We start from the raw sequence: 26,386 nt of genomic DNA on the forward strand, positions 1-26,386 counted from the left end.
TTAAACAGTTTGTCGAAATTCTATCCCGGAAACCTGCCCCATTCATAAGCACAGGTAATTATTTTAGACCCTGTCAAAAGGTTCAACACAGACTACTTTTTAGGCAATTTTTCTCTCGTTTTTCAAGGGTTTAGACCATCATTTTTGGCCCAAACCGTGCACTTTAGAAGGCAAGCGGGGGCTTAAAATGAAAACAACAAAAACACTTATTCTTACACTTATCCTTTCTCTGATTTCAACGAATGTTATGCCAAAGTCTTTCACTAAAGCAGAGATTAGAGCTTATAACATCGCTACAATTTCAAAGATGATTGAAGTTGTTGAGCCAAAAGTGAATGCAAAGAAAAGAGAAGAAATCGCGCTTGCTCTTTACCAGACAACAAAGAAGTATGCGATCGATCCAAAGATTATGGTGGCCATTATTTCTACTGAGTCTAACTTTAACAATGCCGCTGTATCTGTTTCGGGAGACCTTTCTCTTGCTCAGATCAACACTAAAGTTTGGGACGCTGAATTTGAGCGTTTAGGACTTGGTAAAATCGACAAGAAGCTTTTAAAGGCAGACGAGTCTTATGCTCTTAACAAAATGGGTAAAATTCTTTCTATCCTGAAAAATCGTCACGCTAAAAAAGATGCTAAATGGTATGCCGTTTACCACTCAAAAACTAAAAAGTTTAAAAACGCATACGATGGAAAAGTTCAGACTCGTTTAAGAATGATTGCTTCAGTATCACTTTAATAAATATTTCCACCAGACTTCTCAATAAAGTCTGGTGGATAATTATCTAGTAACAAAGTTGATGACGAGGTTCCTGTCCACAAAGCACCTTCACCTCACTTTCCAGTTCTTTGTTTTTAATCTTCAATACCGACTTAATGTTCTTGATATCCACTCTCAATTTATCCGACTCATTTTTAGTGAGCATAAATCCAATCTGAGAGCCTGCGGCAGCAATAGCTGAAGGTAAAATGGCCACTGACCCATAAGTGATAAAACTCTTTTCGATAAGAGAAGTTGGCTTAGGAATTCTTGCTGTGGCACTTAACATACCAACTCCTAACATTGAAAACGAAACCACGGTAGCGATACTAGCGACCTTGCGAGTTTCAAAAAAGAATTGATGGGCCTTATGCTCTTCATTGACTCTCAGAAGCTTTAATTCAAAAGCATCCAGATTTTTTTGACCTTCTACTAACTCACTTTTAAGAGCACTAATCTTATTTAATCTCTCGATCGCCCCATCTGAGACAACAGAGTCGACACGAGACGATGAATAAACTGCTTGTGATGCCAATAAGAATGATAAAAAAACAAATGAAACTGCTTTCAACATAATCTCCTTGAGGTGTTATTTTTCAGAAGATTATAAGTGAGTCTTTTTTAAAGAAGGGTCGTTTTGTAAAAAATGCCAAGGCCGTAAAAAATCTAGACAGTACTACCCGTAAATATTTTTTCCACTTTTCCACAAAGATAGATGTCTTTTAGATCCTTTGAAAACTTTACCGCTAATCTTCCACCAAGAGTTTCCAGCACAACTTCGTCACTCCATCCATAGAACTTAGCTGCGGCCAGCGCTGTTGCTGTCGCACCTGTTCCGCATGAGAGTGTTTCATTCTCTACTCCACGCTCATAAGTCCTGATGCGGATGTGTTTTGGCGAGATCACTTCAAAGAAGTTAGCGTTAGAGCCTTTTGGAAAGCGGGCATCGTAGCGAACATCTTTGCCGAATGCATTGACCGGGTAATCAAGAATCTTTTCAATTTCAAACACTGCGTGGGGCACACCTGTGTTCATATAAAGAGATTTTTTTGCTTGTAATTTTGAATCCAAATCGTGCAGGTTGATTTTGTCGATGTCGTAAAGCTCAGTCATCTTAAGTCTATAACCATAAACTGGATCAAGTGCACATTCGTACACACCATTCATCGTTTCAAACTTATACGTTTCTTTTTTTGTCTCAAGAACTTCGTTGGCAAAAGCAGTGATGGCCCGTGCACCGTTACCACACATCTCAACTTCGCCGCCATCGGCGTTGATGTATCTCATTTTAAAATCAACTTTATCACTCGCTTCAAGAAGTAGAACTCCGTCGGCGCCAATTCCTGTTTTCAGTGAACACAGCCTGGCCCAAAGACTTCTGTCTTCTGCTCTATACGTGAAATCGCGGTTATCGATAACCACAAAATCATTTCCCGTTGCATTGAATTTAGTGAAATTGATTTTTGTCATATAAAACTAGCCTATTCCTAGGTTAACACTTTGTCCAATATAAAAAGTTTGATTAAGCAAACTGCTCTGTCATAAGATCAGCACACTTCCCTATTTTATATCTTAAATGAGGTTCAAAATGAAGTTTTTAACAATGACAGCAATGCTGCTTCTTTCAAGCAATGTATTTGCCGACATGGTTTTCATGCGCGAGTGGGACAATCAAAAACATATCATGCATAAAAACAACGACGGTGTAACAACTCAAATCACGAGCGGTGATTTAGTTCATCTTTATCCTGACATTACTCCAGATGGAAAAAACGTTGTGTACGTTGAAGGAAAAATCTTCGATAACGGCACACAAGATCTTTACCTGGTGACAAAAAATCTTGAAACAGGAAAAACAAAGAAGTGGCATTCAGAAGATCTAAAAGGAATGATTCTTCATCCTAAGTTCTCAAAGAACGGCCAGTTCATTTTCTTTTCAGCTCCATCACCTAAAAATAAAGTCTTCTATTTTGAGCCAGGAAAATTCACTAGTAACAGTGATGTGACAACGTTTAAAGCGGAAGCACTGGTAAAAGAAGATGAAGCTTATTTCCCAAGACCATCAAGCGATGGAAACTTTGTCGTTTACCAAAGAAATGTCACTGGAACGAGAGAAGTTGTTCTTTACGATCGCCTGGAAGAAACAAAACTCGTCATCGACAAAGGAATGGCCCCGGCAATTTCTTTTGATGAAAGAAAAATTGCTTACACATCAAAGAAAAATGGCTCATGGGATATTTTTGAATACGACCGTGTAGCGAAAACTGTCACACAAAAAACTTTCGATGAGACAACGGATGAGATGGCGCCCACATACACTCCATCAGGTGATTTGGTTTTTGCCTCAAGCAAAACTGGAAACTTTCAGCTTTACCAACTAAATGGTGATGAATGGGTTCGTTTAACTGAAATCGTGGGCACAGATGACTATGCTCCTCAGTTTTCTGGTGAAACAAACTTCTCTCAAGGCATCCGCGCTTCTTTCATGGAGCCGATGAGATCATCTTTTGGAACGATCATGCACAATGGTCTTCTTTATATGTGCGGAGGCCACCAAGGTCCAGAGCACACTTATCCAAAAGAGTCTTTCACGGACAACTTCAACGTATACGACAAAAGAATCAATGGATGGAGAGAGTTAGCTCCACGACCAATCAAAGCTCACGGCTACACACTAGCCGCTAAAGGAAACTACATCTACGCTTTCGGAGGATTTACTTACTCTGAAAACCACAAGCCAAACTGGAAATCAGTAAGCACTGTTGACCGCTACGATATTCGCACGAACACATGGACGACTGTCGCCCAGTTAACAAAACCTCGTTCATCAAACGTTGCTGTGACAATCGGAGATAAAGTTTATCTTGTTGGTGGCTGGGACAGTACCCCAAAATTCAATAACGACTACGATGGAACTTTCCATTCATCAATCGACGTTTTTGACCTGACAACTGAAACAATCTCTTCAGCTCCTTTTGAAATCCCTCGTCCACTAAGACGCGCTTTCACGGGAATCGAATACCAAGGGCAAATCCTTCTTGTTGGTGGATTAGGACAAGGAGCAAGTCACTTTGATTTAATTTCAAAAGTTACCCTACTTGATCCAAAAACAGGAATGACGACTGAACTTCCAGAGCTTCCTTTTGCTACATTTGCTCCAGCGGCCGAGACAATTGGAAACGAGCTTTTTGTTTTCGGTGGAATGTTTAAAACTGGGGACATGGCCTATGAGTATGTTTCTCACATCTACGGATACAACTTTGATTCACAGGAATGGAGACACACAGGACGCTACCTAAAAGAGAGCAAGGGGTTTGCCCAGGTCTTTAAGTATGACAATAGAACAATTGGAGTGCTTGGTGGGCATAGGTATTATCTGAATGAAGATAAGCCGGTTAACACTTTTGAGATTTTTAAAAAGTAATTTAATGACCTAGAAGGCCTTCGCAATGAAGGCCTTATTTTTCATGTGAGAGTCCAGCATCTTTTTTGAAGGAAACTCTTTACTCTTTTTATAATTGCTATACTTCTTCTCAATTTTTTCGTAAGTCCCATTCTTTTTAATAACCACAAGCCCTTCATTAAATTTCTTCATGACAGACTCCGAACGAAAAGCAGCCTGGTAGTGGTTTTCCTTGAATAACTTAAACAAATCCACCGGCTGAGTCGTGTCGACTATATCTTCTATTTGAGAATTAAAATACTCAAAGATCCTTATGTCTCCAATGGCCACATCTGCTCTGCCTTTGTAGAGCTGAATGTTTCTAAGTTTTTGATCTGCAAATTCCCTGTACTGGGGATTTTCACTGCTCATTTTTGCAAATTCACTTCCAAGAAGATCGCGAGAGCGCTGAAAGCTTGTCACAGAATAATTCTTCAGATCAGCAATCGTTTTAATTTTTAAGTTTTTCTTTTTTAAGGCGATTGCATAATTGTGATAAATGATAAAAGGCACTGAATTGTAAGAATGAAGATTCTCATTCATGTTCGTGATAGTGATGGCATCTAATTGGCCATTTAACAATTTCGACTTAAGTCTCTCCAGCGGTCCAAAAAAAGATTTCACTTCATAACCGGCAGCATGAGCTGCTTCTCGAAAAATTTCCACTTCAAATCCAGAGTCTTCTTTTTCAAAAACATAAGGAGGCTTGTTCATGCCAAAACCGACAGTTAAAACTTTTTGATCTTCAGCTTGAAGTAATGCCGAATAAAAGAAGGCACACGTCAGTGGCAGGAGTAAAAAAAGAAATTTTTTCATATACGCCTTTTTTAACAACAACAGTTTTATACAAAATAAGTTTATGAAATCTTATTAGTAAAATTTAAGCTAGGAAATGTTTTTCTGAAGTTAAAATACTGCTGCACCGTTCAGCAAATGAAAAAAAAAGGCCCTCATCACGAGGGCCCTTTTTTATAGTCCGTATTTTTTAAAGAATTCTAAAATCAAAGCCGTCGCATCCGGCCCTTTTGGATCAAAGTAGGCCATCCCGGCAACCCCACCGCTCCACGCATGACCAAGATCGTTGATCATGTAACGCTCGATAAGTACATCTTTGCTTGGGTTAACCAGCGTGTATTTGTTGTATCCGTACTTGCCGTTTTTTCCGGCCACAAACTTCACATCTTTTTCTAAGAAATAAGAAGTGTCGCGAGTCCCGTTATCAAGAAGGTCGTTGAAGATTTTAAATTCAGATTCAATCTGAAAAGCATGGGCCGGGCTCATAAGCGGGCTCGCCATTCCATGGAAGATAATAATCGGCATCTTAGAAGGATGGTGTCCTGCTGAGCAAGCGTATCCTGTTTCTGCAGCAAGAGGTGCTGCTACAGAAGCTCCATAAAGAACAACGTCAGCAAAATCTAGTCCCGTAGTCGTTGAATAATATTGAGTTCCATCGTGAGAAGCCAGGGCCTGGAAACGATTAGGGAAACAGTTTCCAAGAATGTTAACCATTGAAGCACCAGAACTCATTCCGGCCGCGTAAACGCGATTTTTATCACCGTTATATTTTCTTAACACTTCATCCAGCATTTCTACGATAACTTGTGGTTCACCATAACGGCTGTTGTTTGCCGGAAGAACCCAGTTCCAGCATTTATAAGAGTTATAGGCTGGATTTTGCTCAGGAAGAAGAACGATGAATTTACCTTTGTCTGCCCATTCAGTGATGCGAGTTCCTTCAGCGAAGATAGCGGCATTTTGCTCGCATCCGTGAAGCATAACGACGACAGGAGCTTTTTCGTTTTTAGGAAGTCCCTTTGGAAGATAGACTTTATAGTTTCTCACGCCATAGATACCAACGTAGCTGCCTTCTTTATAGTCGATGGCGTACGCAGTGCTAACTAATGTTGCGAGTAATGTTAGTAAAATCGCGATTCTTGTCTTCAAAACAGTCTCCCGAAAACCTCATAAAAATGGTGCGGGCGCGATCTTATTTTAATGAATCTAAGAAGTCGAGGAAATCTGCTTATACCATCTTTTTACACTCCGCTCCCAAGTCGCGTGGCCTAAGCCAGCCTTAATAAGAATGTAATTTTTATAGCTATACATAATCATTTCAAAATAATAATGATACACCCGAAGGCCATCAACTTAGCTTAATAACGGGATTTTATGAAAATCAAACAAGTGTTTAGTGCCCTTTTCCTGACTCTTGCTTTCGCCAACCAGGCCTATGCCAATGCTGAAAGCTATATTCTAAAGATGGGAACAAACCGAGTTGTTTCTTTTGAATTCACTAAAGCTAAAAATGCAAAACTTCCCACTCTTCTTTTTCTTCCAGGTGTAAACCGCGGACTGCTTTCAAGTGATGAAGCACTAGAGACTCTTGCTGAAAGAGGATTTGGAATTGTCACAATGAATTTCAGCACACAACCAATCTCTGTGTCTCAACTTGATAAAGGTGTTAAGCCTGATTTCAGGAATTCAACCTACACATTAGAAAGCTACCATGCTGAAGTGGCCGCTCTTTCAAATGAACTACAAAAGAACTTCAAAGTAAAAACGATTATCCCGATTTCGATTTCATTTAGCTCTGCTGTCTCTTCAACTCTTCCCAATTTTCCGTTTATCATTGATGCTGTTCCGATGACAGCTTCAGCGGCAGTTAACCCGGAACTTGAAGCTTACAGAGCGTATTTAAGATCTGGAGAAATTTTCAATCCTATCTTTGGGCCAGGAATCACTCGCTCAATGCTGGACCAAAGTTACTATCAACAATGGCGTCCACAAGTAGACAGTATGATCACAACGTTTGAGCTGGATAAAAACAGAAAGGACGATATGGTTGAGGGCTACACTGTTGCCAGCCGTGCAGCTGAAGGATTTGTTTGGGACTTAAAGAAAACATCTGCAGACACAAGACGTGTATTTATCTTTGCTAAAGATGATTCTGAAACACTACTTAAAGACCAATTACAACTTTTCTTAAAAGCGATGGATTCAACTCCAAACGCTCTTGCTTTCCTGGTTAAAGATTCAGGACATGTGGTTTCAAGCGATCAACCTGAAGCTTATGCCAACATTGTGACTTATCTTCTGACTAACGATATTAAAAATGTCACAGGAATTTTTGAAGTCAATCCGAGCACTGGAAAATCGAAACTCTACTCTGGTGAAGAAGCAAAAAAATTCGCCAAAGACTTAATTAAATCACTTTAAAGAGCACACCTACTCCATTTGGAGTAGGTGTAATCTCCCGAACGTTTGACAAGCGAGTGACCCAAAGTTACCCTTTTTTAAATGAATTCTTCTGTCTCCTCATACTTTTTAGTTGATGACCACTCCCTGCTCCTTGAAGGGCTTAAATCTTATTTAGGCAATGAATTACCGTCTTGGAAATGCAGTGGACATGCTTTATCGGTTTCGGAAGCAGAGGTCACATTGCCCTCAGTTAAACCTTCTTACGTTTTCATTGATCATCAAATTGGTAAATCCACAAGAGCAGACCTGATCAGGTCATTGTCTGAAAAAGAAACGGCTCCGACCTTCATCCTGGTAAGTCAGTTGGATTCAAAGGCGATTTTAAAAGAATACATACAACTTGGAGTCCTGGGATTTGTTTCTAAAAAAGACAATCAGGTAGAAATCAAAAAGGCACTGGAACAAATTGCTCTTAATGGCGAAGTGTATTTTTCTCCTACGTTCAATGAACTTTTATCTTCATCTTCTTCAATAGATCTTCTGACTCCCAAGGAAATCGAAATCACCCGCCTGACGGCCACTGGAAAAACAAATAAAGAAGTGGGCATTCAACTGGGATGTTCGGAGCTGACCGTTAAGACCCACAAAGCAAACATTATGAGAAAACTCAATGTGAGCAACTCAGTTGAAATCTGCAACTGGGCGATGAAAAACAGCTTGCTCTAATGATTTTCTGGTTAAAGTTCAGCAATCTTTTAACTCTCATCCTTGCATCTGTTTTTTGCTACCACCTCCTGCCCTTTAGAAGATCAATGCTCACCCGACTCTACATCATTAACCTCTTTATGGTCATACTGTGGTCACTCTCAATCTTCATGACTTTATTCACTGAAGACATTGAATTGAAAATCCTCTTTACCAAGGCCCGCCAGTTAACCAATCCTTTTTTGACTAGCAATTGGTTCTTTGTTTTCATTCTGATTTTCTTTAGAAGTCACTGGAAGAAACTCAAAAAAGTCGCGTTTCTTTTTTACATTCTTCCGGTCATTACATGCCTCTCTACAATTTTTTCCATGGCCGGGTCACTGCGCTTTGAAAAACTCCTCTCCCATAGCTTTTCTCCCATTCCCGGAGTTGGCCTGGTTGAATACAAGATCGGATCTCTTCTAGCTCTGCAATTTGCTTTTAGTGGAATCATCATGCTCATCATGATGTCACTCTTCGTTGTTCTTCTCTTTTCAAAAAACACTCGCTACAGGCAATTGGCCCGTTTGTTTTTTCTCTGTGCACTTATTCAGGTGGCGCTTGAGTTTTATAGTCGTTCACGCTTTGGGAACTCGGCCATGATTCAATTTACAGTGGCTTCTTATACACCAATGCTTTTTGCTCTTTATTATGCCATCCACAGATTAGAATTCCTGAACATCAAAAGCTTCTCCAATCAGGTCGCCTTTGAAAATCTCCCTACTCCTGTCATCACGGTTAATCCCAGAGGAGAAATTTGGGATGCCAATAAAAAAGCGCTGGAACTTTTTAAGCTTACGACTGACGATTTGGGTTCAACCGTGTCCATAGATCATCGTTTTGACTTTATTCAAAGAAGAGAACAAACGCTGCGTTTTGACGAAAAAGAGTATCAGGTCGACTACCAAAACCTCAGGATGGGGGTCATTGTCTCTTTGACTGATATTTCTCAAATCTCAGAGCTCAACCAGGAGCTTGCCGAAAGCAATGACATTTTAAAAGCAATGAACGCTGAAATCCTGAAGATGACGAATTTTAATAAAAGAATTCAAACAGTCCTCTCACATGACTTGTCAGGGCTTCTTCATCAAATGAATTCTTCTTTGGAAAATATTTTTCAGAATCTCGTGATTCCACCAGCATTTAAAAATTTAACGGAAAGTATTTTAAAGACCAATCAATCCTCACTTAACTTGCTCAAAAATATCCTGAGCTGGAGCTATTTTGAGGAGAAAACTGAATTTCAGATTGAGAAGCTTCTTAACGAAATCGTGCACTCCCATGAAATGCTCCTGAAACAGCATCAAGTCAAACTCTCCGTCATCAATCATTCACCTGCGAGTGTTTATACGACGTCGGAAAGAGCACTTGAAACTATTCTTCGCAATTTAGTTTCAAACGCTATAAAAAATACACCTCGTGATCTTTCAGTCCAGATGGAAGTAATGGTCAAAGACAAACTTGAAATCATCATCATCGATCAAGGTCCGGGCATTCCAAGACCTGTATTGCAAAATCTTCAGGATGAGACCAAGATGACAATTAAGAGCAGTTATGGATTTGGAATTGGATTGCAGTTAACTTTTGACTTGATCAGGCAATTGGAAGGAACGATCCATTTTGAATCGCTCCCCCAAAAAGGCACAAAAGTTTCTTTAAAAATTTGAACCGAGATTTACGAAAGGAAGATTATCGCCCATCTCTCCTGGTTCATCCCCTTTCATTTCTGTTCCTGGAAGCTCTAATCCTAAGACGCCATAAGAGTTTGCTCCCCAGCACTTCAATTTTCCTAACGTGCTAGTTGCACAGAAACCATAGTAGTTTGATGAAACAGTATGCACTTTAAAATCAGTGCCTAGATCGACTGGTGGAAGATTATCTCCCATCTGACCGGCACCATCACCACGGAAGACAGTGTCACCTAAACCAAGATGTCCATTTCCATTATGCCCCCAACACTTCAATGATTTATCATCCAGAATTGCACAAAAGTTTGCATGTTTAGCAGACAAACTCACTGCATATCTTCCCGTTCCGAGATCGACAGTTGGAAGATTATCCCCCATGTCTCCAGAATGGCCTCCACGATCAATTTTATCCCCTAACCCCAGTTGCCCAAAATTATTGCTTCCCCAACACTTAACCGAGTTGTTATCTAAAACAACACAAGCACCTAAGCTGGTAGCTGCTATACTTTTTGCTGTTCTTCCGGTTCCTAGATCCACATAAGGTAAATTGTCGCCCATTTGATTTGGTAAAGCTCCACGGTTAGTCGTATCACCAAGACCTAAAGCGCCAGATGCATTGTATCCCCAACATTTAACTTTATTGTTATCCAAAATAACACAAGCATGTGAACTTCCCAAAGAGATGGCCTTTGCCGTTCTTCCAGTCCCGAGGTCTGCATACTGCAGGTTGTCCCCCATCTGACTAGGGCTCATCCCAATTCAACCGCCTACACCTGTTCCAACACTTCCAAGACCTGCAGATCCCCAGCACTTTACTTTCCCTTGAGTTGTTAAGACACAAGCAAAATTTTCACCAACACCAACATCTGCGGGCACAACTCCTGTACCAAGACGTACGGCCGGAAGATTGTCTCCCATTTCTCCTGCATCATCACCGCGCTTATTGGTGTCACCCAATCCCAGTTGAGCGTGACTATTACCTCCCCAGCATTTCAGGTCATCATTGTCTAAAATAACACATGAACTAAATCTTCCTGCTGCTAGTTTTTTTACCGTTCTTCCCGTTCCAAAATCTAAGGCTGCTAAATTAGCGCCCATCTCTCCAGCATTAGTGCCAAGATCAACAATATTCCCTTGCCCTAATTGTCCTATATTGTTTCTTCCCCAACACTTCACAAGACCCGAGTTATTTTTCACACAAGTAAAAGCTTCCCCTCCACTCACTACATAATCCAGAATGGTTTCTTCATTATCGGTTCCAGTCCCCGTTCCACCATCAGACACAGGCGCTAAAGATCCGCCATCGCTACAAGAAGTCAGCAATAACGCCAATCCAAGAATTTTTAAGTAATGAGTAACTTTCATCAATCCTCCATAAAACTAGAAAGCAATCGTTTCCTCAAATTAGACCAAGCTTCGTTGTTCTTTAAAATCGGCCGATCGGAGGATGAAAAAAGAATCAGGGTCACTTCGGCAAGACAAAATGGCACCAATTCGAATGAAAAATCGCAGCAAAATCATAGGGAAGTGTCAGTCCGATCCCAAAACTGAGCAATTTAGTTGGCATTAGGCTTGCTCTACAGTCTTTGCCGGGTTCCCGGTTTTTTTCTGAGGGGGAAAAATGAATCTTAAAAAGCTGATGCTATCGTCACTACTCGTTCTCGCTACAACACTTCAAGCTGCAGACAACATCGGATGGGGCCCAGGCTCAAACCCAGGACGCGATCCGGGTCGCGACCAAGGCAGAGACCCATGGGACACAAGACCAACAGACCCTAGAGACCCTTGGGGCAACGACAGCGGAAGCAGTGTCCGCGACGTTGAACTTCAAGTTCGTCAGTATTTTCAAGCTCAATCAAGACTAGATTTAATCCAGGATTACTATATCCGCTCACAGCTTCAAGGAAAGCAAATCAGAGCTATTACTATCACCGCTTCAACAGAAGCAGGTAACGGTGAAATGAGACTGCTTTCAAATGGCCAGTCCCTAGACCAGCCCCAAAGAGTCGCTCGTCAAATGGCAGACTACACACTAAGAGTTGATCCATTTGCCAATACACTTGGCCAGTCTCTTAGAAACCTTGAACTGGAAATGAGAGGAAGATTTTATGTTGAAAAAGTTGTCTTTAATCTCCTTCAGAATAATGGTCCTGGCTACCCTGGCCCAGGGACTCCATCTCAGCCGCAAGTTGAAGTTGTCAGACAACAACTTAACGAGCAAATCCAAACTGAAGGCGGGTTGCAGCTCTTTAGAATGTTTAACCTTGCCGCTGAAAGACAAGGCCAGGCTTTAAGAAGAGTGACTGTTCTTGCTAGGTCACAAAGAGGAAGCGCGCAAGCTCAACTTCTAGTGAACGACCAAAACAGTGGAATCGCTCAATCAATCGGTATGAGTTCAACAAGACTTTCATTTGAACTTAGCGGTCAAAGAATCGGAAGAGAAATCCAGGGTCTAAGACTGTACTTCAGAGGAAACATCGTCGTTGAAGAAGTGAGCCTTGAATTCGACAGAGGCGGCGTGATCAATCCAGGGCCGGTTCTTGAAAGAAGAATTGAGCAAGTGATCAACCAAAGATTATACGACACAAGCGGAGTGAACCTGACAGCTCTAATGAGAATCGATCAAAGACACTTAGACCGCGTTGTTGATTCAGTAGAAGTTGTTTTAAGAAACAGTGACTACGGTGCAAGATTAAAACTATGTCAGCAAGTTTCAGGGCCATACGCAACTGTTAACTGCGGCAACATCTCAACACTTTACCCAGGAGCTCAGACAGTAAGATTATCGTCTGTAAACTTTGCGAAACTATCAGAATTAAGTCTATCGGTTAGAATGGGAATGATTGACATCGAAAGAATCATTATCAACCTCAGATAAGTCATTCCTTTTTTAATCTCCACACACGTCAAAAAGGGCCTCATATTGAGGCCCTTTCTTTTTTAAAATCTGATATTAATCCCCACTGAAGGCTGGAGTTCATAGTCTTTTAAATTCGGATCATCTGTCGGTGTATAAGTCGCAAGTAAATCTGCTGTCAGTGAGAAAAATTCCATCACTCTTAACTCCACTCCTGTTCCTACATAAGGCTGAACCTTTGATGAAGTGCTCGTCGTTGAAGTGCCTCCATTGACTGTTTTGGTCTGTTCATTTTTTCTCCCCTGCGCTCCTCCGCGGATATAAGACGTCAGGAAAGTCGACATTGTAAAACTTCCACGAAGACCAACACGCAGTTTATCTTCCGAATCTTTGTAGGTTGTATTTGTCGCTGCATCTGTACTGTCATCTTGAGCGTGGGTGTACTCTACTTCCAGTGCTGAAATAGGAAAACGGTAAGTCGCTCTTGCACCAAAAATCGCACGGCTTTTCATATGCGGTGTGGGCTGAAACTTCTGAACTCGCTCTAACCCGATAATTGGTGTTACACTCAAGCGCCCTTTGACTTCCGCTGAAAAGACTTCACCAGACACTAGGGCAATAATTGCTAGAATAATTTTTAACATAAACTCTCTCCTAAAGTTTGAAGTTTAAGTGAATTTGATCAACCATCTGGTTCATCTCTTTCATTTCTCTCACTTCATCCATCACATGGTATTGAATCGTTCCATCAGCATTAAAAAGCACTCGCTGAGGACGGTATTTAAAATATTCATAAGAAGGCCATCCTTCTTTTTTATCAAAAAATGAAAGCGCATCAACCCCAATATAATTGCAGATCGCTTCGGCCCATACATCATTGACAATGACACCTTTTACTTTCGAAAAAAGATAAAGAAGCTCTTTTGTGTTGGCCCCTCTTTGCATAAAGAGTTCATTATGGCCTAAGTCCACACTGGCAAAAAGATCAGAAATAATCCCTTCATCATGTTTGCTCCAGATAACAAATCTCTGACCATGAAAAGAGTCAAAAAACTTTTTCCAAATTTCAATTTGTCTGGAGACATTCGCGAAATTATCCACCATCACCATCAGAAACTTAGGTGGTTCTGGTTCTTTAAAGAGCTGTTCAATATTATCAATTTGCTGTCCGCTCTCCTTACTTTTGGCAATTCGCACATCACTTAAATTTTTATTGAGATAAAGCTCCAGAAGCTTCATTGATTTCTTTTCAATCGGCATCATAGGCTGATCAGGGAAACGTTTGGTCAGCAGATACTTATTCCACTTAACTTCATAACCCACGCGCTCTTTTGAACGAAAGTTAAAACCCATGAAAGCTGAATTAAGAGAGCCTTCCAGGTCAAAAAATAAATCGATATTAAAAATATCATCTAAATTTGCGCAGAAATGATGAGTCTCCACCATACTTAATTTTGTTTTTGGTCTTTCAAAAATTTTGAGCTTAAACGGCATGAAGTTTAAGGCCAAAGAACAACCCTCTTCAACAATCACGTTGATTTCTGCTTTTGGGAACTCTTCACTCAAGGTCACTAGAAATGGCAGACAATTCACCACGTCCACTTCCGCTCTCGGGAACTTCACTAAGATTTTTCTAATTTCCATTTCCATAAACTTGGGTCCTTAAAACGAAATTCAAAAAGATTTTTAAAATCACTAATGACTGGTTCCGCAGGTACTGCTCGCACCATTTGCTTTAACTCTTTCCACGAAAGCTCACTGTAAAGAAGATCGCTTTCAATATGATTTTGCTCACAGCGATCAAATTTTTGTTTAGCTTTGTAGATCAATCCACGCGCCCCAGTAAGATTGCCTTCGCGGTAATGGATCATCGCCGCTGCAACCTGAATCACTGCCCAATACACATTTCGAAGTGGCCCCGGCTCTTCTAACCAGTGGTGTTCGAATTCTTCGTGACACTCCCAATATTTCTGAGCGTTAAAAAGCAGGATTCCTTGTTCCATAATGGCAAGATGAGAGTGATCAAATTGACTCATTTTTTGCCTCTATGTGAGAAACTTGGTATCTTCATAAGCATCTATTCTACCGTTTTAATGGAATTATTGTTATGTCGGAAATTTCTGATCAAATCCAAACCCTAGTACCTGACTATGTTCGTAACCTAACTGTTTATCAAGCAGGAAAACCTATTGATGAACTGACTCGCGAAAAGGGTTTAACCCGTGTTTCAAAGCTGGCAAGTAACGAAAATCCGCTTGGGCCATCTCCTTTTGCCATCAAAGCGATGACTAATGCCCTTTGGGACGTTCATCGCTACCCGGATATGAACGCTTACATGCTCAAGAGCTCTCTTTCAAAACTCTACAAACTTAAACACGAAAACATTATTCTTGGAAACGGCTCTGAAGGGATCATGGCCTATATCGCCCGCGCCTTCATTCAACCAGGCCAGGAAGTCCTGACATGCCAGAATAGTTTTATCGGATTTAGCATCATCGCCAGAAGCGTTGGGGCCATCCTAAAAACTGTTCCTCTGACGGAAGATTATCGTTTTGATGTGATCGCTCTAGGAAAAAGCATTACTAAAAAAACGAAAGTCATCTATATCTGTAACCCAAACAATCCTACTGGAACTTATATCACTAAAACAGAATTCGATATTCTTATGTCGTATGTTCCAAAACACGTTCTGGTTATTTTAGATGAAGCTTACTTTGAGTTTGCCATTGGGAAAGAAGATTATCCCAACTCAATGGACTACCGCTATGACAACGTTTTGACTTTAAGAACATTCTCTAAAGCTTATGGTCTTTCGGGAATCAGAATCGGTTATGGCTTTGGCCATGAAGACCTGATTGCCAACCTACATAAAGTTAAACTTCCTTTCGAGCCAGGTCTTATTGCTCAAATGGGAGCTGCTGGAGCAATCCACGATAAACCACACTTAAGAAGAACTGTTGTGAATAACCAAAGAAGATATGCGGAAACTTTCGACTTTTTAACAAAACACGAATTCAATCCAATTAAATCGGTAGCAAATTTTATTGCTTTTAAAACTGGTTCAGAAGAAGCTTCACGCTACATGTTTGACAGCCTACTTGATCAAGGGGTGATCATCAGACAACTCAAGGCCAATGAAATGCCAGACTACGTCCGCGTTTCTCTTGGTACTAAAAGAGAGATGAGCCATTTCTTCAAGGCCATGGAGGCCATCTTACCTGAATACAACAAACGTTACGGGAGACCTAAAAAATGAGAGTCGTCACCTATTTACACCGTCATTCATTAGGAACTGAGAAACGTTTAGGAATCATGGTCAGCGACAGCGTGATCCTTGATCCGAATTTTGTTTTTGCCTGTGACTTTGAACGAGAAGGACGCTTCAATGCTAGAGAGCGCGCCAATGTTCACTGCCCACCTTCTTTACACGCCCTTCTTCGCACCAGAGAAAACCCAAGAGAAGTTCTACATGAAGCCTGGGGCCTAATGCTTTTTTTGGAAAAGTGTGGCTGCTTTAACATGGAAGATGGGACGAAGTATTTAATTGAGATGGATAAGAGCATCGCTCTTACTGCGCCCCTTGATAAAATCGAAACTTACCGCGATTTTTTTGTTCACGAAAAACACGTGGCAACAGGTTTCAAAAAAAGAAATGAGCCTATTCCTCCAGCTTGGTATGAGCTTCCTGTTTATTACAAAGGTGCTACTGCAGGCTTCATTGGGCCAGATAAAGATATTCTATGGCCTTCATACACTGATGTTTTAGACTATGAATTAGAACTAGGAATGGTCGTGGGCCTTGATGGAAAAAATATCAAAGCAAAAGATGCACACAAACACATCTTTGGTTTCACGATTCTAAATGATGTTTCTGCCCGTGATATTCAGAAAAAAGAAATGACTGTCAGACTTGGACCGGCCAAAGCAAAAGACTTTTGTTCTGTGATTGGACCTGTGATTGTGACTGCAGATGAATTCGATACAACAGAGCCAGATCTTCTAATGACGGCAAAGATCAACGGCAAAGAATGGTCGCGCGGACGCTCTGGAGATGCTCATTTTACATGGGCGCAAATGATCGAACATGTTTCTCGTGATGAATGGATTTTAGCTGGTGATTTCTTCGGTTCTGGGACTGTTGGGACTGGATGTGGTCTCGAGCTTGACCAATGGATCAAGCCCGGAGACGTTATCGAATTAGAAATTGAACAAATCGGAAAATTAATCAATAAGGTAGGACACAAGTCGCTTTATTAAGCGGCTTGTTCCACTCCCAACACTTCTCTTTCAATCGTTCCCACGATTCTCTTAAGCTCAACGACCTGACCAGTAAGTTTCTGAGCATGCTCCGATGTTTCTTGAGATAAACCAAGACCGTGATGAACACCTTCATCGATCTGATCGATGGCCTTTGTGATTTCTGAGTATCCTTTCGTCTGTTCAGTAATCGCCATAGAGATTTCATTCATCATTGAGCTTAACTCTGTGATGTTGTCTACGATTTCATTTAATGAAGTCACACACTCTTTTGTAATGCGCTCACCTGAGTCAAGCTGGGCACTGGCCTTCGCTGTAAGCTCAACTACACGCGAACTCATTTTTGTAATAATGCTCTCGACTTGTGTATTAGCAAGTGCAAGGATATCGTTAATTTCTTTAGCGGAAGCTCCACTTACCGAAGCAAGTTTTCCGATCTCCTCAGCAACAACCGCAAACCCTTTCCCATGCTCTCCAGCTCTCGCCGCCTCTACTGAAGCATTGAAAGACAGAAGTCTGGTTTGGAAAACGATATCGTTAATCACTTTCGTTCTTTCGCTGATATCTGAAATGATTTTAATAATTGTTTTTAACTCTTCACTGCTAGAGTTGATTTCTTTGAAGAATTCCTGGTTGCTTTCAGCGATTTCTTTAATAGTTGAGGCCATTTTATAAATAGACTCTTTACCATTGATCGCCTGCTCTTTTCCTTCTTCTGACTTCATCGAAGAAATCTTGATGCTTTCAAAATTTTTCTCCGACATGGCATTGATTTCATGCAAAGAGCTCACCGTTTCCTGAACGGCTGCAGCCTGCTGAGAAGAAACAGATGAAAGACTGTTTGAAGACTCTGTTAACTTTTCACTGGCATCAGCGTTAATGGCCACCGCACCTGTCAATTGCCTTAAGGCCGTTGAAATTCTCTTTGATCCTTCTTTAAAATTCTTAGAAGTTGCAATTGAGACAATCAGGGCAATTAAAATGGCACCAATACCAATTGTTGTCGCCTTATTTCTTGCATCTACAATCGATCCATCTCTTGTCAAAAGAAGCTCTGTTAAAACTTCATTTGTTAAAAGATAAAATCCGTGAGCAGTCTCCACCATTTTTGGAGTCATGGCGTGAGCTTCAACCGCTTTTGCTTTATTTCCTTTCGAAATTTCTTCTAAAAGAGCAAAGTACTGCTTAAAAAGAGCGTCCGCTTTCTCACCTTGCTCTTTGACTTCTTTTTGTAGTTTTGAATTCACACCGTAGAAGTTTTTATCTTCGTTAATTGATGTGCCCGCGTCTGCATAGATACGTCCCCAGTCAGATTCTCTTAACATTGAAAGAAAAACGGCTGTCTTAACCTGCTCCTCTGTTGTCATTGGTACAGTTGAGTGGGCTGCAAATTCCGCCAATAGCCCGTCTACTTCATAAAAACGATCAGCAATTTGAGGGGCTGCCAGAAGAGTAATATCCATTAAGTAATAAGAATCCAGGTCAGGGTCAAGAATCAGGTTTGATGTATCCCCTGTGTGCACTACTAAATCGCGCAGGTCTTTTAACACTTTATAAGGTTCAACTTTACTCGCTTTAAAATCTTCAAATGTCTTTGTTAGTGCAATTTTGTTGATGTGCTCACGCTTGCGTTCAGCAAGGGATCCATCATCTAAAAGAAGATCACTTTCAAACTTATTGAACTGTTTTAAAACATCTGCCATAAGAGGCTCCATCGCTGGAGTGTACTTCTTATTTTCGACAACAAGGTTAATTAGATTCATCGTTGTTCGTTGAATCTCATTTCCCATCTGCTCTTTTCTACCAAATACTAAATCTTTGTCGTATGAATTAAACATTAAATACAACAACACCAAGATAGGAATGGCGTAAAAAATATTGTTGATAAAAAGTTTTGTTGAGAGTGATAAATTAAACTTCATATTACGTCCTTTAAGATTGCCTTACCTTTGATCGGTTAACTGCTTAAAAATTTAAAAGAAAAATATTGATTTATGTCATTGAGCGAAATGGTCGGTTAATCGAGAAAATAGTGTATTTCCGCGATTCGAAAGGCCTTTTTTACTTCACGAGGGCCTTTTACTTGGGTCAAAATGAAGGCTATGGAAAATTTTAAATCGTCTGGAATTCATACTAAACAAGCTCACGTTAAGGTGCCAGAAGGGCATTTTGAAGAAGAACACGGAAGAGATGGCTTCTTTGGAAGAGTCTCTCACCTCTATCACCAAAAACCACCGGTCGGATGGAGCAACATCGAAGGTGACCTAAAACCCCGCTGTCAGCCACCAATGTACGACAATGCCGCCAAAAACGAGTTCATCACAATTCTTTCGAATGATGATGTCGTTTTAAATATCGGCCACTACACTGAATCGTTTAAAAATTTCTACCGTAGTGCTGACTTCGACGAAATGTATTTTATCCACGATGGAACAGGAACCATTGAAACAGTTTACGGCCATCTTGATTACGTTAAAGGTGACTATATCGTGATCCCACGTGGAACCACTTATAAGCTTTACCTAAAAACTGAAACAAAGATCTTTAAAGTTGAATCTCGCTCTGAGTTCGAGCAACCAGAACGCGGCATGCTTGGGCCAAACGCTCTTTACGATCAAACCGCGATCGTTGTTCCAACGGCAGCTTACGGAAGCGAGCAAGATAAAAAAGAATACAAAGTAGAAATTAAGCGCCTGGGGAGAATCACAACTGTGACTTACCCATATAACCCTCTTTGCGTTTCAGGATGGAAAGGGTCAGTTTACCCGTTTAAGCTTTCTATTTACGATTTCTGTCCGGTCATGAGTCACCGCTACCACATGCCACCAAGTGCTCATACGACTTTCGTTTGTAAAAACTTTGTTGTTTGCTCATTTGTTGAAAGACCATTGGAAGATTCATCTCATGGCGTGCTTAAAGTTCCTTTCTACCATTCAAATATCGACTTTGATGAAGTGCTTTTTTACCATCAAGGAAACTTTTTCTCTCGCGATAATATCGATGCAGGAGCACTGACTTTTCACCCACAAGGAATTCACCACGGTCCACACCCAAAAGCCTTTAAAAATAGTGAGAGTAAAACTTTCACTGACGAATTTGCGGTGATGATCGATGCCAAAAGACCACTGATCCCGTCAGAATGGTTTATGAAAAACGAAAATAAAGATTACTGGAAATCTTGGTTCTAATTTAGACTGCGTGAGTGATGATTTGATACTCTTCACTCACCATCTCAAAACACTTCTCCGCCAACTCATTCTTTCCCTCAAAATCACTGGCATTCAAACTTTTCATTACCGTAAATTCGGCAACGACATTTTTATGGGTAAAAAGCTTCAGAGCATGTTCCAGAAAGGCCATATCGCCATACCAGAAGACTTTATCGCGGTTTTTAAGAGTGAGTTTTTCGCCATCAAGTGTACGGTAGTTTAAACAGACAGGAAGAACCTTAGAATGAGAGTTTACTGCCGCCTGAAAGAGTGGCCTTCTGAAACGAATCACCGCTTCGCCATTAGTACTTGTGGCTTCCGGAAAAATGACGACGTTCAAGCCGTCTGTAAGCGCATTGCTAAGTTCCTGCACTTCCGCCGTTAGTCCTGAGCGGCTTCTTCTTTCCACAAATAAACACCCGCCAAGCATGCATAGATGACCTAAAAAAGGAGTTTCTTTCATTTCATTAGAAGTTACAAAACATGTCGGAAAATAAGAACTGATGATCAAAATATCGAGGTAAGAAAGATGATTTGAAACAATTAGGTAATTTTCATCGGGATCAATAGGAGCAAAATTCTTTCTTACTTTTACATTGAAAATTTTTAACCCAATTCGGCTCGTCAGCGAAATCACTTTGGTTAAAAAAGGCCTTGCGCGCTCAAAGCTAAACCCGGCAAAGGCGAAAATAGTAAACGAGACAAGAAAGTACCCTATTAGGGCAATGACAAAAAAGAGTGTTCGAATAAATAGTCTCACCAGACCCATTAACCTTCCGACTTTTTAAAATACCTCTTCTCATAAGAAGAATTGAGTTCTTTGAGATTAAGTATAGTCAAAAAATCGATGCATTGAAAATCTTTATCCAGTGCCGGATGCCCAAAAACTTTTGCTCCTGCATTGATATAACTGCGAAGCAGTGAGGGAATTTGCCCCATGATGAATTTCTCTTCGAAAATATCTTCACCTGTCACTTTAGAAAGGCTCATTTTATATTTAGCTGTTGGCTTAATAGCAAACTCTTCTGATGTCATATTGTTAGCTTTCATAGTCTTCACAATCGCCTTGGCCATAACTGGGGAAACAGTCATCACACTGCTACATCCAAAAAGGTAACTAGCATTCGTCAGCCTTGCATACTCCCCGATTCCTCTCCAAAGAAGATCAATCACGGCTCCATTTCTGTGCTCCGGATGGATACAGGCCCTTCCCAACTCCAGCTTCACACCTTCAGACTTCACAAAAGTATCCAGATTAAATTCACCTTGCGAGTAAAACTTTAATGAATGAGTGCTCGAAAGCATGCGGTAAGTCCCGCAAATTTCACCTGTTTGGTTTGAACGGATCACCAGGTGATCACAAAGAGAATCAAAATCATCTAAATCCAGATTGTGATCATCAGTGATTCCTGTTTCATTGAAAAAAATATGGTGTCGCATGCGAAAGAGCTCAACCAATTCCGAGAGATGGTTGGCCGTTTTAAGTGTATAATTTTGAGTCTTGATAAAGAGCGGATGTTTCGGACTGTATGTTAAAAAGCGCGGTGAAATGTATAACATCCATTCATCGTGCAGCTTGTGTCCTGAGTGAATGCAAGCAATTTGAGAACTAGTTGTCATAAAAATCTCCTTTCTCTAAGAGAGTAAGCATTTTAGTAAGTGCATATTGGCGAGAGTAAAAACTCTTTAAACACATTTCTTCATTTTTAGTGTGCATGCCTTTTGTTTTTGGCCCCACACCATCGAGATAAATCAGCCCTGGTCTGGCAAAATAATTGATGTCAGCAGCACCACCAGAGTGCTCCAGATCACATCTTTCTCCTTCAATTTCTTCAATCACATCAACATATTTTAAAAGAAGTAGATGATGATCCGGTTGCAGCGGCAGAGGTGGGCAGTCATCGACAATTTCAATGGCAGTCTGGCACTGCTCTTTGGTGTAGAAACACTCCACAGAAGAGTTATCGATCAGACTTCTAATTGCCTGATCGATCTCGTCTCTGGCCTCTAAACTTGGAAATCGAGTGTCTAATTTGATTTCCATAGTGTCGCAAATCACATTGTAGCGGTCCATTCCCCCTCTCATTGTCCCGACATTGACTTTAATTTTGTTGTCGATGTCGTTGAGCGGATGGAGTTTTGAAATAAACTCACAGGCATGGTGAGCGGCATTAATAAAAGGTTCACCAAAACGTCCTGCATGGCTTGCTTTACCTTTGATATTGATATTGTACCAACGGTTTCCATTTCGAGACGAGATCAACGATCCATTAAAGAGGGCCGGCTCTAATCCAAAAACAATTTTTGATTTTTCTCCCACTTCTTTAAAGAAGCTGTGAAAACCAATTGAGCCTGTTTCTTCACATGGTGAACAAACAAAAGCATAAGTGTGATGATGAGTGGGGTGAGCAGCAAAAAAGCTTCTGAGAGATTCAAGGGCCATCACAATGCTTCCTTTGTCATCGCCAATTCCAGGCCCGGTCAAAGTTTGTGAAGCGTAATGGATTTTGAAATAAAAATCTTGATCAGGAGAACACACAGTGTCTGCGTGTCCAATAAAACTGATTTGCTCACTTGTTTCACCTGGTTTAACAGCGTAGAGTAAATCACCTGTCTCTGATTCAAGGTTGGGAATAAAGCTGCAAACAAAACCTAATTCCTTCAGTTTTAGAGCAATTTTTCTCTGAACGCGGTTAACGCCTTCGACATTCTTCGTCTGGGAATCCATTCCCACCAGCTCTTCGAGAAAATCCAACCCTGAAAGCGTTTCAGCAACCGGGAAAGGAGGTGTCACTAAAGGTAGCGCCAAGTCTAACAACGAAACATCCTTGTAAGATATTAATAAAATTTAAACACAATGATTTACACATTGAGTGTTAAAATCTCGGTAGAACTTTGTTAGAGTTGTATCAAGATTATTTAAATAACCGGGGTTTTCGCGTGACAATGAAGTCTTTTGATACAAATGGAGCATTTGCTGACAATTACAAGTTTTTAATTGGCTCTATTCTTCCACGCCCAATCGCTGTTGTTTCCACTGTCAATGAAAGTGGAACAAACAACGTTGCCCCTTTCTCTTTTTTCACGGCCGTCTCAGCAAGCCCGATGATCGTTGCTTTTTGTCCGATGATCCGCTCAAGCACCGGAACGATTAAAGACACCCCAAGAAACATCTTTCGCGAAAAAGAATTCGTTATTAATATCGCAAGCGAAGGCATCATTGAAAAAATCAACATGACTTCAACTGAACTTCCTTATGGCGAAGATGAGTTTGTTCTTTCAGGGCTAACACCAATTGACTCAGAAAAAATCAAAGCTAAAAGAATTAAAGAATGCCTGATTCACTTTGAATGCATTTACCGCGACCACTTAAGCTACGGGGATAAACCGGGAGCTGGAATGATCATTACCGGTGAAGTGGTAAAAGTTCACATTGCAGAAGAAATTTTAGAAGATCACAGAATTATCACGAAGAAATTAAAGCCGGTCGGCCGTGGTGTCGGAAATGACTACTTCAGATGCGATGATACATTTGAGCTTTCACGATTAATGAAAGCCCAAATTCAAAAATAAAGTTTATTCGAAAGCGCTGTCTTTGTAGTAATCCTTCACTTCAAGGTACATTCCGACATTGCAGCCTTCTTCCAGGTCGATTCCCAGAACTGTCCCGCCCTTAACTTCCAGAAGAGACATATCCGCTGTCTGATCTACATTCACACAGTTCATTTGGTGAAACTGAAGATAGAACATTGGGTAGCCCGGGATGGTAAGCGGTTCAATTTGACGTAGTTCATAAGTCTGACCAGCAGGCAGAACCACTCCGTTTTCAAACGCAATGTCTTGAGTTGATTTGTATTGATCGTAAAGCTCCAGGTCACTCCATGAAGTGCTGGCAAGTAATGTTGATGAGAATAAAACAGATGCTAATAAAATGATTTTTTTCATAATAGACCTCACTAATGAGATCTATTCTAACAACGACAGGAAATTTGGGAAAGATTTTTCTATGCAGTCGACTTCCCCCAGCATGCCTCCTGAGTTTTTCCACATAAAAAGCGCTGCGGCCATAACGATGCGATGATCGCGGACTGGTTGAATAGTCACTTCCGGATAAGTTTTAGCTGAACCCTTAATCGTCATCGAGTCATTCTCAGGAGAATGAATAAACTCCACTCCAAAAGACTTCATCATCTTCACCATTTCCAGCAAGCGGTCACTTTCTTTAAACTGTAAAACTTCAAGTTTAGAAAATGTGCTCTCACCTTCTATGTGCGCAGCAAGAAAAACTAATGTCGGAAAAAGATCAGGGGCCTTTGAAACATCAAAAGAGAACGCTTTTAAAGCGCTTCCTTTCTTGATTTCCAGGCCATCATTAGAAAGTACACGGTGAGCGCCAATTTCTTTTAAAAGCTCAATAAACGATGAATCCGCCTGAAGTGAATCGATCTCCAGGCAGTTTTTAATCAGCACTCTTCCCATTAAGGCCGCTAATGCTGCCGGGTAACCAAGAGAGCTAAAATCCACTGGTATAGTATAAGAATTTCCTTCCGTGGCCTTTTTAATAACCTGAGAGGTCATCTTTAAATAGGCTTCCGAAGATTTTAAATTTAAGAATTCAAATTTTAGAGGAATATTGGAAAACGCCAACATTAAGGCCGAAGCAAACTGCGTGCTTTTTGAGCAATCGACTTCCAGCTTAGTTGTATTGTAAAGCGAAGCGGGTCCTTTCATTTTAATCCATGCCTCAGGATTATTTTTGTCCTGATTGCATACTATATTCACGCTGATTTTTTTTAATGGAGCTAGAAGGTCCTCGATTGGACGCTCATTCATTTTCTCTGAAGGACGAAGGTGGTATTCCTTTTTCCCGCGCGCTAAAAGAGCAATTAGAAAACGATTTGTCGTCCCCCCATCTCCAGTCATGAGTTCAATGACATCACCACTCGATTCTTTCTCACATTCAGGAAATGAATTTTCAAAAATCACCGTTGATCCATTTTGACGGATTCGAAGACCAATTTTCTTAAAAGCATTTAATAAATGAGTGACATCAGTAGAAGTAGAAAGATTGTGAACTTTAAAGTTACCACCGCGAATCGCGCCCAGGATCAGGGCGCGATTGGAATGGGATTTACTTGTGGGTAAAATGATTTCTTTGTCGAATTTCTTAAGAGGGCGAACCTTATAAAGTGAATTTTCTAAGTTCATCTTTATTGGCTTCCAGCACCGCTTGAATTTCATCAAACGTTTTTGTTTCGATATCGGCGTTTCCAATATCTTTGATCATAACCAGGTCAATTGAGCTAAGCGCACTGATCTTTTTATCTTTTGAAAGATACAGCATGATCTTCTCAATCGGGAATTCCTTGTTAAACCATGGTGAGTTCTCACCAGGCATTTCCAGCGCCTTTTTAAGGGCCGTGATGTCGTTTAAGTTTTTCTCTGTTCCAAAAAGCTTAAATAGAAGTGACATTCCCCACATCACCGCCTCTCCGTGAGGGATGTTGTAGATAAATTCTACTGCATGACCAAAAGAATGCCCAAGATTCAGAAGTCTTCTCACTCCTGTTTCTTTTAAATCTTCTTCCGTAAGTTTTTCTTTGTATTTTGCACAGGCATCAATGATTTGTCCCATGTCCGTTTTTCTAATGACCAGGTCATAGATTGTGTAATCAAGGAAACAGTACTTAAGGATTTCACCCATACCACTGTTTTTTTCAACAGGCGTAAGAGTCTCGATAAACTTAGGGCAGATCCAGACATTTGTCGGCAAATGGAAAGCTCCAATCAGGTTTTTTCCTGATTTTGAGTTAATCGCAACTTTCCCACCAATACTTGCATCAACCATTGAAAGAAGAGTTGTCGGGACAATACTCCATTTGATTCCGCGAAGGATGGTGGCCGCAACAAGTCCTCCGAAATCAGACGTAGCTCCACCACCGATAACGATCAGGTGAGCATTTCTGTGAATCCCTTTATCCAGGAAAAACTCTACTGCACTTTGGAAATCGTTAATATTTTTAACTTTCTCACCATCAGCAGCTTTCCAGAAAAGAACTTTTTTGTTTTCAATTTTTTCCAGAAGGATGTCTTTTGAGTAAAGACTCCATACATGGTGGTCAGCAATAATTAAAACGGTATCCGTTTGCAGTTGGTTAATTTCTTCAACAATATTTTCTAGTTCTACATTCTTAATTTCTGTCTTCATTCTATCTCTTTTCTTAATATGTA

Annotated in this window: 26 protein-coding genes; 10 read left to right on the forward strand and 16 right to left on the reverse strand. The window is 40.6% G+C overall.

All coding sequences use genetic code 11. The annotated features are described in order from the left end of the window. The first annotated feature begins 187 nt into the window (after window positions 1-187). The gene (locus tag C0V70_RS16975) at window positions 188-739 is read left to right on the forward strand and encodes a transglycosylase SLT domain-containing protein (protein WP_102245058.1); all 552 of its coding nucleotides are present in this window, start codon (window positions 188-190) and stop codon (window positions 737-739) included. A 46-nt stretch (window positions 740-785) separates the two neighbouring features. Here the strand turns inward: C0V70_RS16975 and C0V70_RS16980 are convergent, their stop codons facing one another. Continuing rightward, on the reverse strand, window positions 786-1,334 hold the full coding sequence (locus C0V70_RS16980; RefSeq protein WP_102245059.1) for a hypothetical protein: 549 nt from the start codon (window positions 1,332-1,334) through the stop codon (window positions 786-788). A gap of 92 nt (window positions 1,335-1,426) precedes the next feature. Beyond that, complete coding sequence (dapF, locus tag C0V70_RS16985; protein WP_102245060.1) at window positions 1,427-2,230, reverse strand: diaminopimelate epimerase; 804 nt, start codon at window positions 2,228-2,230, stop codon at window positions 1,427-1,429. Window positions 2,231-2,348: 118 nt separating this feature from the next. On the opposite strand from dapF, the gene C0V70_RS16990 reads away from it, so the two are divergent. Next, complete coding sequence (locus C0V70_RS16990; protein WP_158649732.1) at window positions 2,349-4,184, forward strand: Kelch repeat-containing protein; 1,836 nt, start codon at window positions 2,349-2,351, stop codon at window positions 4,182-4,184. Between the two features lie 9 nt (window positions 4,185-4,193). Here the strand turns inward: C0V70_RS16990 and C0V70_RS16995 are convergent, their stop codons facing one another. Continuing rightward, the gene (locus C0V70_RS16995) at window positions 4,194-5,018 is read right to left on the reverse strand and encodes a substrate-binding periplasmic protein (RefSeq protein ID WP_102245062.1); all 825 of its coding nucleotides are present in this window, start codon (window positions 5,016-5,018) and stop codon (window positions 4,194-4,196) included. Window positions 5,019-5,171: 153 nt separating this feature from the next. Then, complete coding sequence (locus C0V70_RS17000) at window positions 5,172-6,146, reverse strand: extracellular catalytic domain type 1 short-chain-length polyhydroxyalkanoate depolymerase (protein ID WP_102245063.1); 975 nt, start codon at window positions 6,144-6,146, stop codon at window positions 5,172-5,174. Between the two features lie 225 nt (window positions 6,147-6,371). On the opposite strand from C0V70_RS17000, the gene C0V70_RS17005 reads away from it, so the two are divergent. The 3 genes from C0V70_RS17005 (at window position 6,372) to C0V70_RS17015 (ending at window position 9,811) form a co-directional block, all read left to right on the forward strand. Then, entirely contained in the window at window positions 6,372-7,418 is a 1,047-nt protein-coding gene (locus C0V70_RS17005; RefSeq protein ID WP_102245064.1) for a hypothetical protein, read from the forward strand. Window positions 7,419-7,499: 81 nt separating this feature from the next. After that, window positions 7,500-8,126: a LuxR C-terminal-related transcriptional regulator gene (locus tag C0V70_RS17010; protein ID WP_102245065.1), complete on the forward strand. Its 627-nt coding sequence runs from the start codon at window positions 7,500-7,502 to the stop codon at window positions 8,124-8,126. Then, window positions 8,126-9,811, forward strand: a complete 1,686-nt coding sequence (locus C0V70_RS17015; RefSeq protein ID WP_102245066.1) for a sensor histidine kinase — start codon at window positions 8,126-8,128, stop codon at window positions 9,809-9,811. Before C0V70_RS17010 ends, C0V70_RS17015 begins: the two co-directional genes overlap by 1 nt. Here C0V70_RS17015 and C0V70_RS17020 read toward each other — a convergent pair. Next, window positions 9,800-10,585 carry an RCC1 domain-containing protein gene (locus tag C0V70_RS17020; protein WP_102245067.1) on the reverse strand — a complete coding sequence of 262 codons (786 nt, stop codon included), beginning with the start codon at window positions 10,583-10,585 and terminating at the stop codon, window positions 9,800-9,802. The two genes, C0V70_RS17015 and C0V70_RS17020, sit on opposite strands and share 12 nt — an antisense overlap. Before the next feature lie 6 nt (window positions 10,586-10,591). Next, window positions 10,592-11,197, reverse strand: coding sequence for an RCC1 domain-containing protein (locus C0V70_RS17025; protein WP_102245521.1), 606 nt, complete (start codon window positions 11,195-11,197; stop codon window positions 10,592-10,594). Between the two features lie 256 nt (window positions 11,198-11,453). Here C0V70_RS17025 and C0V70_RS17030 point away from each other — a divergent pair, with 256 nt between their 5' ends. Further along, complete coding sequence (locus C0V70_RS17030; protein WP_102245068.1) at window positions 11,454-12,710, forward strand: hypothetical protein; 1,257 nt, start codon at window positions 11,454-11,456, stop codon at window positions 12,708-12,710. Window positions 12,711-12,772: 62 nt separating this feature from the next. On the opposite strand, the gene C0V70_RS17035 is transcribed toward C0V70_RS17030, so the two are convergent. The 3 genes from C0V70_RS17035 to C0V70_RS17045 are packed head-to-tail and all read right to left on the reverse strand — an operon-like array spanning window position 12,773 to window position 14,725. After that, window positions 12,773-13,333: an outer membrane beta-barrel protein gene (locus C0V70_RS17035; protein ID WP_102245069.1), complete on the reverse strand. Its 561-nt coding sequence runs from the start codon at window positions 13,331-13,333 to the stop codon at window positions 12,773-12,775. Window positions 13,334-13,343: 10 nt separating this feature from the next. Further along, complete coding sequence (locus tag C0V70_RS17040) at window positions 13,344-14,339, reverse strand: glycosyltransferase family 9 protein (protein WP_102245070.1); 996 nt, start codon at window positions 14,337-14,339, stop codon at window positions 13,344-13,346. Next, entirely contained in the window at window positions 14,312-14,725 is a 414-nt protein-coding gene (locus C0V70_RS17045; RefSeq protein ID WP_102245071.1) for a DUF309 domain-containing protein, read from the reverse strand. The genes C0V70_RS17040 and C0V70_RS17045 overlap by 28 nt, the downstream gene beginning before the upstream one ends. 71 nt (window positions 14,726-14,796) lie before the next feature. On the opposite strand from C0V70_RS17045, the gene hisC reads away from it, so the two are divergent. Both hisC and C0V70_RS17055 read left to right on the forward strand, forming a co-directional pair. Next, window positions 14,797-15,945, forward strand: coding sequence for a histidinol-phosphate transaminase (gene hisC, locus C0V70_RS17050; RefSeq protein WP_102245072.1), 1,149 nt, complete (start codon window positions 14,797-14,799; stop codon window positions 15,943-15,945). Continuing rightward, complete coding sequence (locus C0V70_RS17055; RefSeq protein ID WP_102245073.1) at window positions 15,942-16,946, forward strand: fumarylacetoacetate hydrolase family protein; 1,005 nt, start codon at window positions 15,942-15,944, stop codon at window positions 16,944-16,946. The genes hisC and C0V70_RS17055 overlap by 4 nt, the downstream gene beginning before the upstream one ends. Here C0V70_RS17055 and C0V70_RS17060 read toward each other — a convergent pair. After that, window positions 16,943-18,868 (reverse strand): methyl-accepting chemotaxis protein, encoded by a 1,926-nt coding sequence (locus C0V70_RS17060; RefSeq protein WP_102245074.1) that lies wholly within the window; start codon window positions 18,866-18,868, stop codon window positions 16,943-16,945. The genes C0V70_RS17055 and C0V70_RS17060 overlap by 4 nt on opposite strands. Window positions 18,869-19,048: 180 nt before the next feature. On the opposite strand from C0V70_RS17060, the gene C0V70_RS17065 reads away from it, so the two are divergent. Next, window positions 19,049-20,134, forward strand: coding sequence for a homogentisate 1,2-dioxygenase (locus C0V70_RS17065; RefSeq protein ID WP_102245522.1), 1,086 nt, complete (start codon window positions 19,049-19,051; stop codon window positions 20,132-20,134). 1 nt (window position 20,135) lies between these two features. Here C0V70_RS17065 and C0V70_RS17070 read toward each other — a convergent pair whose 3' ends face one another. The 3 genes from C0V70_RS17070 to C0V70_RS17080 are packed head-to-tail and all read right to left on the reverse strand — an operon-like array spanning window position 20,136 to window position 22,973. After that, complete coding sequence (locus C0V70_RS17070) at window positions 20,136-20,924, reverse strand: lysophospholipid acyltransferase family protein (protein WP_102245075.1); 789 nt, start codon at window positions 20,922-20,924, stop codon at window positions 20,136-20,138. Next, window positions 20,924-21,775: a GNAT family N-acetyltransferase gene (locus C0V70_RS17075; RefSeq protein WP_102245076.1), complete on the reverse strand. Its 852-nt coding sequence runs from the start codon at window positions 21,773-21,775 to the stop codon at window positions 20,924-20,926. Before C0V70_RS17075 ends, C0V70_RS17070 begins: the two co-directional genes overlap by 1 nt. After that, a complete protein-coding gene (locus tag C0V70_RS17080) occupies window positions 21,765-22,973 on the reverse strand; it encodes a M20/M25/M40 family metallo-hydrolase (RefSeq protein WP_102245077.1) in 1,209 nt (402 codons plus the stop codon). The genes C0V70_RS17075 and C0V70_RS17080 overlap by 11 nt, the downstream gene beginning before the upstream one ends. A gap of 128 nt (window positions 22,974-23,101) precedes the next feature. On the opposite strand from C0V70_RS17080, the gene C0V70_RS17085 reads away from it, so the two are divergent. Further along, window positions 23,102-23,728, forward strand: coding sequence for a flavin reductase family protein (locus tag C0V70_RS17085; protein WP_102245078.1), 627 nt, complete (start codon window positions 23,102-23,104; stop codon window positions 23,726-23,728). Between the two features lie 3 nt (window positions 23,729-23,731). On the opposite strand, the gene C0V70_RS17090 is transcribed toward C0V70_RS17085, so the two are convergent. Genes C0V70_RS17090 through C0V70_RS17100 form a run of 3 tightly spaced genes read right to left on the reverse strand, consistent with a single transcriptional unit; the run spans window position 23,732 to window position 26,363 of the window. Then, complete coding sequence (locus C0V70_RS17090; RefSeq protein WP_102245079.1) at window positions 23,732-24,100, reverse strand: hypothetical protein; 369 nt, start codon at window positions 24,098-24,100, stop codon at window positions 23,732-23,734. A 21-nt stretch (window positions 24,101-24,121) separates the two neighbouring features. Further along, window positions 24,122-25,363: a 3-phosphoshikimate 1-carboxyvinyltransferase gene (locus C0V70_RS17095; RefSeq protein ID WP_158649733.1), complete on the reverse strand. Its 1,242-nt coding sequence runs from the start codon at window positions 25,361-25,363 to the stop codon at window positions 24,122-24,124. Continuing rightward, window positions 25,338-26,363: a 3-dehydroquinate synthase gene (locus C0V70_RS17100; RefSeq protein ID WP_102245081.1), complete on the reverse strand. Its 1,026-nt coding sequence runs from the start codon at window positions 26,361-26,363 to the stop codon at window positions 25,338-25,340. The genes C0V70_RS17095 and C0V70_RS17100 overlap by 26 nt, the downstream gene beginning before the upstream one ends. Between the last annotated feature and the right edge of the window lie 23 nt (window positions 26,364-26,386).

Source organism: Bacteriovorax stolpii (genome assembly GCF_002872415.1).
GTDB lineage: Bacteria > Bdellovibrionota > Bacteriovoracia > Bacteriovoracales > Bacteriovoracaceae > Bacteriovorax > Bacteriovorax stolpii.